At 74.2% G+C, this 13,328-nt stretch carries 13 protein-coding genes; 7 read left to right on the top strand and 6 right to left on the bottom strand.

Translation table 11 applies throughout. The annotated features are described in order from the left end of the window. The first annotated feature begins 106 nt into the window (after positions 1 to 106). From CCN72_RS24825 to lgt, 7 genes are all read left to right on the top strand, one after another. A complete protein-coding gene (locus CCN72_RS24825; protein ID WP_086809743.1) occupies positions 107 to 553 on the top strand; it encodes a DUF2752 domain-containing protein in 447 nt (148 codons plus the stop codon). Between the two features lie 145 nt (positions 554 to 698). Next, complete coding sequence (trpC, locus tag CCN72_RS24820; RefSeq protein ID WP_085564262.1) at positions 699 to 1,508, top strand: indole-3-glycerol phosphate synthase TrpC; 810 nt, start codon at positions 699 to 701, stop codon at positions 1,506 to 1,508. Positions 1,509 to 1,529: 21 nt separating this feature from the next. Next, the gene (gene trpM, locus CCN72_RS24815; protein WP_086809741.1) at positions 1,530 to 1,718 is read left to right on the top strand and encodes a tryptophan biosynthesis modulator TrpM; all 189 of its coding nucleotides are present in this window, start codon (positions 1,530 to 1,532) and stop codon (positions 1,716 to 1,718) included. Between the two features lie 115 nt (positions 1,719 to 1,833). Next, positions 1,834 to 3,117 (top strand): tryptophan synthase subunit beta, encoded by a 1,284-nt coding sequence (gene trpB / locus CCN72_RS24810; protein ID WP_086809739.1) that lies wholly within the window; start codon positions 1,834 to 1,836, stop codon positions 3,115 to 3,117. Beyond that, the gene (trpA, locus tag CCN72_RS24805) at positions 3,114 to 3,932 is read left to right on the top strand and encodes a tryptophan synthase subunit alpha (RefSeq protein WP_086809737.1); all 819 of its coding nucleotides are present in this window, start codon (positions 3,114 to 3,116) and stop codon (positions 3,930 to 3,932) included. The genes trpB and trpA overlap by 4 nt, the downstream gene beginning before the upstream one ends. A 124-nt stretch (positions 3,933 to 4,056) precedes the next feature. After that, positions 4,057 to 4,833: a DsbA family protein gene (locus tag CCN72_RS24800; protein WP_086809735.1), complete on the top strand. Its 777-nt coding sequence runs from the start codon at positions 4,057 to 4,059 to the stop codon at positions 4,831 to 4,833. Positions 4,834 to 4,929: 96 nt separating this feature from the next. Beyond that, positions 4,930 to 5,916, top strand: a complete 987-nt coding sequence (gene lgt, locus CCN72_RS24795) for a prolipoprotein diacylglyceryl transferase (protein ID WP_086809733.1) — start codon at positions 4,930 to 4,932, stop codon at positions 5,914 to 5,916. A 681-nt stretch (positions 5,917 to 6,597) separates the two neighbouring features. Here the strand turns inward: lgt and CCN72_RS24790 are convergent. From CCN72_RS24790 to CCN72_RS24765, 6 genes are read right to left on the bottom strand one after another with little or no spacing between them, the layout of a single operon-like run. After that, positions 6,598 to 7,404, bottom strand: a complete 807-nt coding sequence (locus CCN72_RS24790; protein ID WP_086809731.1) for an HpcH/HpaI aldolase/citrate lyase family protein — start codon at positions 7,402 to 7,404, stop codon at positions 6,598 to 6,600. Next, the gene (locus CCN72_RS24785; protein ID WP_425276169.1) at positions 7,401 to 8,633 is read right to left on the bottom strand and encodes a CaiB/BaiF CoA transferase family protein; all 1,233 of its coding nucleotides are present in this window, start codon (positions 8,631 to 8,633) and stop codon (positions 7,401 to 7,403) included. The genes CCN72_RS24790 and CCN72_RS24785 overlap by 4 nt, the downstream gene beginning before the upstream one ends. Further along, entirely contained in the window at positions 8,630 to 9,523 is an 894-nt protein-coding gene (gene rbsK / locus CCN72_RS24780; RefSeq protein WP_085564254.1) for a ribokinase, read from the bottom strand. Before rbsK ends, CCN72_RS24785 begins: the two co-directional genes overlap by 4 nt. Next, entirely contained in the window at positions 9,520 to 10,881 is a 1,362-nt protein-coding gene (locus tag CCN72_RS24775) for an ADP-ribosylglycohydrolase family protein (protein ID WP_086809729.1), read from the bottom strand. Before CCN72_RS24775 ends, rbsK begins: the two co-directional genes overlap by 4 nt. Next, positions 10,869 to 12,089 carry an ADP-ribosylglycohydrolase family protein gene (locus CCN72_RS24770; RefSeq protein ID WP_086809726.1) on the bottom strand — a complete coding sequence of 407 codons (1,221 nt, stop codon included), beginning with the start codon at positions 12,087 to 12,089 and terminating at the stop codon, positions 10,869 to 10,871. The genes CCN72_RS24775 and CCN72_RS24770 overlap by 13 nt, the downstream gene beginning before the upstream one ends. 7 nt (positions 12,090 to 12,096) lie before the next feature. Next, a complete protein-coding gene (locus CCN72_RS24765) occupies positions 12,097 to 13,212 on the bottom strand; it encodes an ADP-ribosylglycohydrolase family protein (protein ID WP_208638082.1) in 1,116 nt (371 codons plus the stop codon). Positions 13,213 to 13,328: the final 116 nt, after the last annotated feature.

Raw genomic sequence — 13,328 nt, 5'->3', positions numbered from 1 at the left:
CTTCCCCGCCGCCCGGACCGACCTCCGCCCGGCCGCTCAGGCCCAGCCTTCACCGCCGGACGCCCGGGCCCAGCTCTCGGTGTCGGCCGCTCAGGCCCAGCCCCCAGTGCCGGGCGCCCGCCTCTGGCCCGGAGGTGCCGTCGCCGCGCCGCCGGGCCCCCGGTGGCGGCGCCTCGCCACCCCCGCCGGTGTGCTCGCGGCCGTCGCCGGTGCCTTCGCCTATGTCGGCGTCGTCGATCCGGACCACCCCGGCCACTACCCGGTCTGCCCCCTCTACCGGTTCACCGGCCTGTACTGCCCCGGCTGCGGCGGGCTGCGCAGCGCGCACGCGTTCGTGCACGGGGACCTGACGGCCGCGCTGCACGACAACGCGCCCGCCGTGGCCGGCTACTTCCTCTTCGCGGTGCTGTGGGTGGTCTGGGCCGCACGGGCGTGGCGCGGCCGGCCCGCACGGCTCGAACTCGGCAACGCCCAGATGTGGGTCATCGGCACGCTGCTGCTGGCGTTCACCGTGGTCCGCAATCTGCCGTTCGGCGCCTGGCTGCACCCCTGACCTGCGGCGCCGACGTCCAAGGAGTGAAACCGGCGTCCACCGGATGCGAGGCCGGGGCCCTGCTCCGGATACCATCGAGTGACCAAGGGTTTTCACAACCTGAAGGAACCTGAAGGAACCAACCGTCTGAAAGGGGGCCGCTCGCGTGAGTGTGCTCGACGAGATCATCGACGGAGTCCGTGCCGACCTCGCGGAGCGGCAGGCACGCGTCAGCCTCGACGAGCTCAAGGAGCGCGCGGCCAAAGCACCCGCCGCCAAGGACGGGGTCGCCGCGCTTCGGGGCGACGGCGTCAAGGTGATCTGCGAGGTCAAGCGCTCCAGCCCCTCCAAGGGCGCGCTGGCCGCGATCGCCGACCCGGCCGGGCTCGCCGCGGACTATGAGGCGGGCGGTGCGGCCGTCATCTCCGTCCTCACCGAACAGCGCCGCTTCGGCGGCTCCCTCGCCGACCTGGAGGCCGTCCGCGCCCGCGTGGACATCCCGGTGCTGCGCAAGGACTTCATCGTCACCTCGTACCAGCTGTGGGAGGCCCGCGCGTACGGCGCCGACCTCGCCCTGCTGATCGTGGCCGCCCTGGAGCAGCCGGCCCTGGAGTCCCTGATCGAGCGCGCCGTCTCCATCGGTCTCACCCCGCTGGTCGAGGTGCACGACGAGGACGAGGTCGAGCGCGCCGTGGCCGCGGGCGCCCGGATCATCGGTGTCAACGCGCGCAACCTCAAGACCCTCCAGGTGGACCGCGGCACCTTCGAGCGGGTCGCCCCGGAGATCCCCGAGGGCATCGTCAAGGTCGCCGAGTCCGGCGTGCGCGGTCCGCACGACCTGATCGCCTACGCCAACGCCGGCGCCGACGCCGTCCTGGTGGGCGAGTCCCTGGTCACCGGCCGCGACCCGAGGACCGCCGTCTCCGACATGGTCGCCGCGGGCGAGCACCCCGCGCTGCGGCACGGCCGCGACTGAGCTCCCGCTAGGCTGACCCCGATGACTGTGACCATGACGACCGCGGACCGCTACGCGCGCCTCGCCCGCGGCTGCCGCCCCCGCGGCTGCCGCGCGCCCGCGCGCCGCGTCCACGGCCGCCGGGTCCGCTACGTCATCGGTGACGAACCGGGGCAGGTCAACGGCATGCGATGGCACCGGCCGACCTACAGGGGCGCGGAGCAGAGCTGAATGTGCGGCGCCGCCGCGTGAGCGCGGTGAGCCGCTGACGGCCCGCAGTCGACGGACGACCTCCCGCCCCACGGCGAACAGTGTCTTTTCACCGCACTCACCGTGAGGTTTTCGCATGCCCAGCAACTACTTCTTCCCCGACCCGGAGGGTCAGGTCCCCAGCTCCGAGGGCTACTTCGGGGCGTTCGGCGGCAAGTTCATCCCCGAGGCCCTCGTCGCCGCAGTGGACGAGGTCGCCGTCGAGTACGACAAGGCCAAACAGGACCCCGAGTTCGCCCGCGAACTGGACGACCTGATGGTCAACTACACCGGCCGCCCCTCGGCGCTCACCGAGGTGCCCCGGTTCGCCGAACACGCCGGTGGCGCACGGGTGTTCCTCAAGCGCGAGGACCTGAACCACACCGGCTCGCACAAGATCAACAACGTGCTCGGCCAGGCGCTGCTCACCAAGCGCATGGGCAAGACCCGGGTCATCGCCGAGACCGGCGCGGGCCAGCACGGCGTCGCCACCGCCACCGCCTGCGCCCTGTTCGGCCTCGACTGCACCATCTACATGGGCGAGATCGACACCGAGCGCCAGGCCCTGAACGTGGCCCGGATGCGGATGCTCGGCGCCGAGGTGGTCGCCGTGAAGTCCGGCAGCCGCACCCTCAAGGACGCCATCAACGAGGCGTTCCGGGACTGGGTCGCCAACGTCGACCGCACCCACTACCTGTTCGGCACCGTCGCGGGACCGCACCCCTTCCCGGCCATGGTCCGCGACTTCCACCGGGTCATCGGCGTCGAGGCCCGCCGCCAGATCCTGGAGCGCGCCGGGCGCCTGCCCGACGCGGCCGTCGCCTGCGTCGGCGGCGGCTCCAACGCCATCGGCCTCTTCCACGCCTTCGTGCCCGACGAAGGCGTCCGCCTCATCGGCTGCGAGCCGGCGGGCCACGGCCTCGACACCGGCGAGCACGCGGCCACCCTGACCGCGGGCGAGCCCGGCATCCTGCACGGCTCCCGCTCCTACGTCCTCCAGGACGAGGAGGGCCAGATCACCGAGCCCTACTCGATCTCGGCCGGTCTGGACTACCCCGGCATCGGACCCGAGCACGCCTACCTCAAGGACTCGGGCCGCGGCGAGTACCGCGCGGTCACCGACGACGCCGCGATGCAGGCCCTGCGCCTGCTGTCGCGCACCGAGGGCATCATCCCGGCCATCGAGAGCGCCCACGCCCTCGCGGGCGCCCTGGACGTCGGCAGGGAGCTGGGCCCGGACGGGCTGATCGTCGTCAACCTCTCCGGTCGCGGCGACAAGGACATGGACACCGCGGCCCGCTACTTCGGGCTGTACGACACCGACGCCGAGGTGGCCGCGGACGCCGCCGCCACCGCCGAGATCGAGGGGGATGCCAAGTGAGCGGAAACATTCAGCTGTTGACGGACACCCTCGCCGCCGCCAAGGCCGAGGGCCGGGCCGCGCTCATCGCCTACCTCCCGGCCGGGTTCCCGACCGTGGACGGCGGCATCGAGGCGATCAAGGCCGTGTTCGACGGCGGTGCCGACGTGGTCGAGGTGGGCCTGCCGCACAGCGACCCGGTCCTGGACGGCCCGGTCATCCAGACCGCCGACGACATCGCCCTGCGCGGCGGTGTCAAGATCGCGGACGTGATGCGCACGGTGCGGGAGGCCCACGCGGCCACCGGCAAGCCCGTGCTCGTGATGACGTACTGGAACCCCATCGACCGCTACGGCGTCGAGCGGTTCACCGCCGAGCTGGCCGAGGCGGGCGGCGCGGGCTGCATCCTGCCCGACCTGCCGGTGCAGGAGTCCGCGCTGTGGCGGGAGCACGCCGACAAGCACGGCCTCGCCACGGTCTTCGTGGTGGCGCCGAGCAGCAGGGACGCGCGGCTCGCCGAGATCACCGCGGTGGGCAGCGGCTTCGTCTACGCCGCCTCGCTCATGGGCGTCACCGGCACCCGTGAGTCCGTGGGCGCACAGGCCCAGGACCTGGTGCAGCGCACCCGGGTCACCCGTGCCGAGCTGCCCGTCTGCGTCGGCCTCGGCGTCTCCAACGCGGTCCAGGCCGCCGAGGTCGCCACCTTCGCCGACGGTGTGATCGTCGGATCGGCCTTCGTCAAGCGGATGCTGGACGCCCCGGACCACGCGTCCGGCCTCGCGGCGGTGCGGGAACTGGCCGGGGACCTGGCGAAGGGCGTACGCGGCCAGGCGTGACCCGCGGACCGTCGCGGAGCGGCCGACGCCCGCCGGTCGTCATGTATCGGGCATTACGGTCACTCGAACGGGTGGACCTCGGGCCGGGGAGGCGCGCTGCGCCTCCCCGGTTCGTTCTGGGGGTGTGAGCGAGAAGAACCGTGACGGAAAGCGGACCGCCCGCCAGCGGCTGGCGGCCGAACGCGAGAAGCAGAAGTCCGCGGAGAAGCGGCGGCGGTCGCTGATCGTGGGCGCCAGCGTCATCTGCGTCCTGGCCCTCGCGGCGGTGATCGGCGTGATCGCCGCGAACGCGGGCAAGAACAAGGCGAGCAGCGACGCGGGCCCGGTCGTGGCGCCCTCCGGCGCGCAGGGCAAGGACAGTCTCGCGATCCCGGTCGGCAAGGATGGCGCGAAGTCGACGCTCACCATTTGGGAGGACTTCCGCTGCCCCGCCTGCCAGGCCTTCGAGGCGGCGTACCGGCCCACCCTCCATGAGCTGGTCGACGCGGGCAAGCTGCGCATCGAGTACCACCTGGTCCGGCTGATCGACGGCAATCTCGGCGGCACCGGCTCGCTGCGCGCGGCCAACGCGGCGGCGTGCGCCCAGGACGCCGGGAAGTTCCGCGACTACCACGACACGCTGTACTCCCATCAGCCCAAGGAGACCGACGACGCCTTCGCGAGCAACGCCAAGCTGATCACGCTGGCGGGCAAGGTCGGCGGCCTGGACACCCCGGCGTTCCAGAAGTGTGTCAACGCGGGGACGCACGACAGCTGGGTGAACCGCTCGCAGAAGGCGTTCCAGGGCGGCGGCTTCAGCGGCACGCCCACGGTGCTGCTCGGCGGCAAGAACATCTACCAGGACCAGACGATGTCCCCGGCCAAGCTGAAGCAGATGGTGGAGTCGGCGGACCAGGGGTAAGGGGCCGGGGGTAAGCGAATCTCATGTCCCTGTTATGGACCCGTAGCCAGGCGGCTTGGTGTCCCCGGGGCCCGGCACGGTAGCGTCGGACTTGCCATGGAACTTGCCTACATTCCCAGTCCGTCCCGCGGGGTGCTGTACCTCGGCCCCATTCCGCTGCGCGGCTACGCCTTCTGCATCATCATCGGCGTCTTCATCGCCGTCTGGCTCGGCAACCGGCGCTGGGTCGCCCGTGGCGGGCAGTCCGGCACGGTCGCCGACATCGCGGTGTGGGCCGTGCCGTTCGGCCTGGTCGGCGGCCGGCTCTACCACGTGATCACGGACTACGAGCTGTACTTCAGCCCCGGCCGTGACTGGGTGGACGCCTTCAAGGTGTGGCAGGGCGGTCTGGGCATCTGGGGCGCGATCGCGCTCGGGGCGCTGGGCGCGTGGATCGGGGCGCGGCGCCGGGGCATCCCGATGCCGGCGTACGCCGACGCGGTGGCGCCCGGTATCGCCCTGGCGCAGGCCATGGGGCGCTGGGGCAACTGGTTCAACCAGGAGCTGTACGGCAGGGAGACCCATCTGCCCTGGGCGCTGCACATCACGTCCTCCGAGGGCGGTCGGGTGCCGGGGTACTACCACCCGACCTTCCTCTACGAGTCCCTGTGGTGCATCGGCGTCGCCTTCCTGGTGATGTGGGCCGACCGCCGCTTCAAGCTGGGCCATGGCCGGGCGTTCGCCCTCTACGTCGCCGCGTACTGCGTGGGCCGCGGCTGGATCGAGTACATGCGGGTGGACGACGCCCACCACATCCTCGGCCTGCGCCTCAACGACTGGACGGCGCTGATCGTCTTCCTCCTGGCGGTCACCTACATGATCGTCTCCTCCCGCCTCCGCCCGGGCCGCGAGGAGATCGTGGAACCCCTCGCCGCCGACGGCCCGACCGAGGACACGGTCGCCTCCGGCGGTTCGGCGGAGGGCGCGGAGACGGACACGGGGGCCGGGAAGCCCGCCGCGTCGGAGCCGAAGGCTGAACCGGCCGACGAGCCGAAGCCGAAGGCGCCTGCCGAGGAACCCGAGTCGGCGACGAAGAAGAGCTGACGACGGCCTGTACGACCCCGAGGGCGCCCGGATCATCCCGGGCGCCCTCGGCGTTTGCGGCACCGGGCGCGGCCGGCCCGCATCGCCGTGATGGCCGTGTGCCGCTGATGCCGAGCTGGACCGATGGGCGTGGGCGAGCGGGGCACCCCTGCGGTGGCCGTGTGCCGGTGTGGCCGAGGGGAGGCGGCGGGCATGGGCGGGCCGCGGCGGAGGGCCGGTCGCGGGTGGTGCACCGGGCGCGGGCGGCACGCCGGGGCGGACGCCGGGCCGATACGGAACACATTGTCGGCTCGCCCGTCCGTTGCCCGTCGCCCTGTTGCCCGATCGCCCCGCGCACGGCGGTCGGCGCCGGGGGACGGGGACCGCGCGGCGGCGAAAAAGCGGGTGCCCGAGCGCCGGACGCCCGGCCGGGCGCGCCCTTGCCGCCGCGCCCTCTTTCCGGCGCGGCGCCATCGTCTCCGCGCAGATCCGCTCACCTCCCTGCGCAGGTCCCCTCTCCCCGCAGCCACCTCACCTCTCCCCGCAGGCCACTTCTCCCGGCGCCGCCGCCCCTGCGTCCGCCGCGACGGCGACCCGCACGGCGACGGCGCCCGGCGGTGTCCGAGCAGCCGCAGCCACAGCCCCCAACCAAGCCGGAGCCCCAGCCGGAGCCACCGTCGGTGCCAGGGCCCCGCCCGACCCTCAGCGCCTCCGGGCCAGTGACAGGGTGCGGTGGGCCATTGCCACCACTGCCGCGTCGATGAAACGGCCGTCGGGGAGGGCCTGGGCGCCGGAGGTGGTGGTGGCGGCTTTGAGGATGGTTTCGGCGTGGTCCAGTTCGGCGGGGGTGGGCAGGTAGGCGCGCTCGATGACCGGGAGCTGGCGGGGGTGGATCGCGGCGCGGCCGAGGAAGCCGAGGGCGCGGCCGTGGGCGCAGGAGGCGGCCAGGCCGTCGAGATCGCGGATGTCGGGGTGCACGGTCTGCGCCGGCGGGGGCAGCCCCGCGGCGCGCGCGGCGACGATCACCCGGGAGCGCGGCCAGTCCAGGCCCGAGTCGGCCCGTACCCCGAGGTCCGCCCGCAGGTCCGCTTCCCCCAGGGAGATGCCCCGCAGCGAAGGATGCGCGCCCGCGATGACGTACGCGTGCTCGACGGCCAGTGCCGACTCCAGCAGCGCGTACAGCGGGAACGGGACGGCGGCGGCGACCCGGCGTACCTCCGCGGGACCGGTCACCTTCGGCAGCCGCAGCCCCGACAGCCCCCGCAGCCCCCGCAGCGCCGCCAGGTCCGCGCTCGCCCACGGCGTGTCCAGGGCGTTCACGCGCACATGCACCGGCACCGGATGCGTCGCCGTCAGCAGGTCCGCCGTGGCGGCGCGCGCGTACTCCTTGCGCTCCGGCGCCACCGCGTCCTCCAGGTCGACCACCACCACATCGGCGCCCGCCACCAGCGCCTTGGTCACCACCTGGGGCCGGTCCCCGGGGACGTACAGCCAGGTCAGCGGCGTCACAGGGCGCCCTCCGCGCGCAGGGCGGCGATATCGGAAGGGGCGAGGCCCAGCTCGGTGAGGACCGCGTCGGTGTCCGCGCCGTGCGGCCGCCCGGCCCAGCGGATCGCGCCGGGCGTGGCGGACAGCCGGAACAGCACGTTCTGAAGGCGCAGCGGACCCAGCTCCGGGTCCGGCACGGTCGTCACCGTGTTCAGCGCCTGGTACTGGGGATCCTCGAACACGTCCCGCACATCCTGCACCGGCGCCACCGCCGCCTCCGCCTTCTCGAACGCCGCGAGCACCTCCGTACGGGTGCGGCCGGCGATCCAGGAGCCGACCGCCGCGTCCAGCACCTCCGCGTGCGCGGCCCGCTCCGCGCCCGTCGCGAACCAGGGCTCCTCGATCAGCTCCGGCCGCCCCACCAGCCGCATCACCCGCTCCGCCACCGACTGCGCGGACGTGGAGACGGCCACCCAGGTGCCGTCGGCGGTGCGATAGGTGTTGCGCGGTGCGTTGTTCGCGGACCGGTTTCCGGTGCGTTCCTGGACGTAGCCGAGCTGGTCGTACCAGGTGGGGTGCGGCCCGAGCACGGACAGGATCGGCTCAATGATCGCCATGTCCACGACCTGCCCGGTGCCGGTGCGCTCCCGCGCGGCCAGCGCCGTGAGCACGGCGTACGCGGTGGTGAGGCCCGCGACCGAGTCGGCGAGCCCGAAGGGCGGCAGCACCGGCGGCGCGTCCGGCTCCCCGGTGAGCGCGGCGAAGCCGCTCATCGCCTCCGCGAGGGTGCCGAACCCGGGCCGGTGCGCATACGGCCCGAACTGCCCGAACGCGGTGACCCGGGCGAGCACCAGCCGCGGGTTGGCCGCGGACAGCTCCGCCCAGCCCAGGTCCCATCTCTCCAGCGTCCCGGGGCGGAAGTTCTCGATCACGACATCGGCGGTGGCGGCGAGCCGCAGCAGGGTCGCCCGGCCGCCCGGCCGGGAAAGATCCAGGGTGATCGCCCGCTTGTTGCGGCCGAGCACCTTCCACCACAGGCCGATCCCGTCCTTCGCCGGCCCGTGCCCCCGGGACGGATCGGGGCGCCCCGGATGCTCGACCTTGATTACCTCGGCGCCGAAGTCACCGAGCAGCGTCGCGGCCATGGGCCCGGCGAAGAGCGTCGCCAGGTCCAGCACCCGCACCCCCTCCAGCGCCCCGGCGCGCACCGGCGTACCCCCGCTCGCGCCTTCTCTCCCGTCCCCGTTCACGCGGTGAACCGGGCGTCGATCTCCGGGCGGTACGGCATCGACGCCGACGCCCCGGCCCGCTCGACCGAGAGGGAGGCCGCGGCGGCGGCCCAGGACAGGGCCTCCCGTACGGGTTTCTCCTCGGCGAGGGCCACCGCGAGCGCACCGGTGAAGGTGTCGCCCGCGCCCGTGGTGTCCACGGCCTCGACCCGGGGCGCGGGCACCACCAGCGGCTCGGCGTCCCGGGAGACGTACAGACAGCCGGTGGCGCCCAGGGTGACCACCGCGCGCGGCACCAGTTCGAGCAGCGCGGTGGCGGCCTCGCGCGGGTCGGTGCGGCCGGTGAGGGTGATCGCCTCGTACTGGTTGGGCACCAACAGGTCGGTGGCGGCGAGGAGTTCGGGCGGCAGCGGCTGGACGGGGGAGGGGGTGAGGATCGTCCGGACCCCGTGCCGGTGCGCGGCGGCGGCGCCCGCGACCACCGCGGCCAGCGGGATCTCCAGCTGGAGCAGCAGGGTGTCGGCGGAGGCGATCAGCCCCTCGTCGCCGGGCGAGAGATGGTCGACGGTGCCGTTGGCGCCCGGGATGACGACGATGGAGTTGCCGCCCTCGTCGTCCACCACGATGTGCGCGGTGCCGGAGGGGCCCTCGACCGTGCGCAGGAAGTCGGTGTCCACGCCGGAGTGTTCGAGGGTCTCGCGCAGCCGGGTCCCGGCCGCGTCGTTGCCCACCGCGCCGATCATCGAGACGGTCGCGCCGGCCCGCGCGGCGGCGACCGCCTGGTTGGCGCCCTTGCCGCCGGGGATCGTACGGAACTCCCGGCCGGTCACCGTCTCGCCGCGCTGCGGGGCCTTGGCGACGAAGGCGACGAGGTCCATGTTCGTGCTGCCGAGGACGGCGATATGGGTCATGGGCGGTTCGCCTCCAGGTGGGTGAGGTGGGCGAGGGTGTCGAAGCCGGTGCCGTCGAAGTCGGCGACGGTGGTGGCGAGCCGGTTCTTCAGCGGGGCCCGCCAGCGCTCCGGGAGCGCGGCGGGGGAGCCCGCGAGCAGCCCGGCGACGCTGCCCGCGCTCGCGCCGACCGAGTCGGTGTCCAGACCGCCCGCCACCGCCCGCCCGATCGAGCCGGTGAAGTCGCCGTCCGCGTGGGTGAGCGCGGCGGCCAGCAGAGCGGTGTTGGGCAGGGCGTGCACCCAGTGGTGGGTGGGGGAGTAACGGGCGTGGAGTTCGTCCACCACGGTGTCGAAGTCCTCGTGCCGGGCGGCCAGTTGGACAGCGTGGTCGATGGCCCCGGCGAGCCGGGAGCGGTGCGGGACGACCGAGCGGCCGATCCGCAGACAGGTGTGGACGTCGTGGTCGCCGGTGGCGGCCGCGGCGAGGGTGGCGGCGGTGAACATGGCCGCGTAGACGCCGTTGGCCGTATGGGTCAACGCGGCGTCCCGGTAAGCCTGTTCGGCCGCCGCGCCCGGATCGCCCGGGTTGGTCCAGCCGTGGACGTCGGCGCGGATCAGGGCGCCGATCCACTCCCGGAAGGGGTTGCGGTGGCGGGCGGTGTGCGGGGGTTCCACACCGTTGAGGAGGTTGCGGTAGGCGAGGCGCTCGGCGGTGAACGTGCGCCCCGGTGGCAGCTCGTCGAGCCACAGCCGGGCGACGTCCGCGGTGCTGAAGCCCTTGCCGTGCCGCTGGAGCAACAGCAGGTTGAGCAGCGGGTAGTTGAGGTCGTCGTCCTCGGGCATGCCGTCGATGTTCTCGGCGAGCGAGGTGGCGGCCGAGCGGCGGTTCCACGGGTGCGCGTCGAGCAGTTCGGCGGGCACGCCCCGGGCGGTGAAGTAGCCGGTCAGCGGCCAGTTGCCGCTTGCCCGGGCGAGGGCGCGCACGGCGTCCAGGGGCAGCTTCTCGACCGGCTTGCCCAGCAGGCAGCCGGCGGCCCGGCCCAGCCAGGACGCCTCGAAGGCGAGCGGTCCCGGCGTCCCGGCGAGCCGTGCGGTGGGCCAGTCGGGACAGGCGGCCCGGATCGCGGCCGGCTCGGTCGGCTCGTCGTCGGCCAACCGGCTGGGCAGATCGGCCAGTTCGTCCAGCAGATCCTCGGCGAGCAGCCGCAGATAGCGGGAGACGCGGTGCGGGGAGGCGCCCGCGCGGTCCGGGGCGTCCGGTCCGCCCGCCGCCCGCCAGCGCTCCTCGATCCGGGACGGCTCACGGCCGTCGAGGCGGGCCTGGCGCAGCTCGTGCCCGAGCAGGTCCTCGGGCTGGACCCAGGTCAGTCGGAGCACAGCACACCTCCCTGGTCGGAGCGGGCCGGGTCGCCGGGCTCGGGCGTGCCGCCCAGGGCCGCGAAGGCCAGCTCATGGGCGCGCCTCCGGCCGCGGTCGAGGGTGAACACCTCCCGCGTGACCTGGGCGAGCGTCCGGGCCGGCTGCCACAGGTCCAGTCGGCTGGCCTCCGCGACCGTCTTCGCCCACTCCTCGGGCACCGGCGAGCCGAGCGCGCCCGCGAGGGCACCGGCCATGGTGGCGATCGAGTCGCAGTCGCGCCCGTAGTTGACCGAACCGAGCACCGCGTGCCGGTAGTCGCCGCCGGAGATCACCAACATGCCCAGGGCCACGGGGAGTTCCTCGATGGAGTGCAGCCGCGAGGGGCGGCGGGCGCCGAGCGAGGGGGCGCGGTAGTCCGGGCCGACGGTGTCGTACGGCTCGACCGCCGCGCGCAGCGGACCGAGCGCCGAGGCGAAGTCGCTGTGCCGGCGGGCCACTTCGCAGACCTTCTCGATCGCCTCCCGGGTGCCGTCCTTGGCCAGCGCGAGACAGGCGGTCACCACCGAGTCCGCCGTTGCGTCCGGCGCGGTGGCGGCGGCGACGGCCGCGGCGAAGACACCGGCCGCCTCCCGGCCGTACGACGACTGGTGGGCACCGGCGATGTCCAGCGCCTCGGCGTAAGCGGCCCGCGGGTCGGCCGCGTTGACCAGGCCGACGGGCGCCATGTACATCGCCGCACCGCAGTTGACGATGTTGCCGGTGCCCGCCTCCCGGGGGTCCGCGTGACCGTAGGCGAGCCGGGCCACCAGCCACTTCTCGGCGAGGAAGAGGCGGTGCAGCGGCAGCGCCTCCGCCTCCAGCTCGGGGATCCAGCGGGGGTTGGTCATCAGGTCCGGCACCAGGTGCTCGGCGAGCGCGTAGGCGTCGAGGTGGTCGCGGACGCGGTCGTAGACCCGGACCAGGGCGTGTGTCATCAAGGTGTCGTCGGTGACGTGTCCGTCGCCCTTGTGGTACGGCGCGAGCGGGCGGGCGGTGCGCCAGGCGTCGCCGTGCCAGGGGCCGACGATGCCGTGCACCAGGCCGCCGTGGCGCTCGGTGATCTGGTCGGGGGAGTAGCCCTCGACCGGTCCGCCGAGGGCGTCGCCGACGGCGGCGCCGACGAGGGCGCCGGTGATCCGTTCGTCCAGATCGGGCTGTCCGGTGCCTTTGGGTTGCTTGGGCGTCATGCCCGAATCATCCTCCCGGGCGGGCCGGTTGCGCGGCTTCCAGGAGTCCGGCGAGTTCCACCAGATCGGTGCCGGTGAGGCGGGGCAGGGCGCAGCCGGGCAGTACCCGGCAGGCGTTCCGCCAGGTCTCGGGGATCGCGGCGGCGCCGCCGAGCGCGCCGGTGAGGGCGCCCGTGAGGGCGGGGGCGGAGTCGGCGACCCGGGACAGGCAGGCGGCGGCGGGTACGGCCGCGGCGATACGGCCGTCGGCGGCGGTGGTCAGCGCGAGCGCGACGGGGACGGTCTCGGCGGCGGCGACGCCGTAGCTGTAGACGTGGTCCACGATCTGGTGTTCGAGGAGCGGTACGAGGGCGAAGGCGGACGCGCCGTCCTCGGCGAGGGCGAGCGCGTGCCGGGCGTTGCGGCCGATCTCGGTGTCGGGCGGGAGTTCGGCGAGGGCGGCGGTGACGCAGGTGCGGGTGTCCGCGCCGGTGAGGGCGAGCGAGACGGCCGCGGCCATGGCGCGGGCGCCGTGCACGCCGTCGCCGTCCTGGGTGTAGCGGGCGTCGAACTCGGCGAGGGCGGCGGCGCGTTCGGGGTCCCCGGGGTGCGCCACGGCGAGGGCGCAGGCGCGTACGCAGGCGGCGTCGTCGAAGTAGTGCGGGTTGTCGTGGCCGCTGGCGGGCGGGCGCAGACCGGTGGCGAGGTTGCCGAGTCCGGCGCGGACCGAGATGCGGGCGCGCAGCGGCAGTACGGCGGACTCGATCTCCGGCGCGCGGTCCGCTGCGGCGGCGACCTCGCAGGCGACGGCGGACCAGGTGAGGTCGATGGCGGCCCGCATACGACGGTCACGGCTGAGGTCGCCGAGGGCGTCGTCGGGGCCGGCCCGCAGCACCGCCTCCGCGGCGAAGGCCGCCCATTCGGCGTCGTCGGAGGGGCCGAGGCGGAGGGGTTCGGGGGGCTGGTTGAGGGCGATCGGCACCGGGAGGGTGGTGGTCGCGTTCTGCTCCGCGAAGGTGTCCAGCTCGCGGGTGAGCCGACGGGTCCACTCGGGCATCCGCGCGGCGCGGTGCCGGGCGGCGGGCCAGCCGGCGGCGTCCCCGGCCGCCAGTCCCAGCAGCATCCCTTCGACGCGCCCGGCCATCACACGGTCCCTTCGGTGCCGACCCTGGCAGCGCACCCGACCGCGCCCATGCCGCCGTCCACCGCGGTGCCCGCCTCGACGGTGAGGACGGGGAGGGGGACGGGGACGGATGCGGG

Source organism: Streptomyces murinus (genome assembly GCF_002154555.1).
GTDB lineage: Bacteria > Actinomycetota > Actinomycetes > Streptomycetales > Streptomycetaceae > Streptomyces > Streptomyces murinus.
Note: the sequence above shows the minus strand (reverse complement) of the source record. Positions and strands in the feature narration are given on the sequence as shown.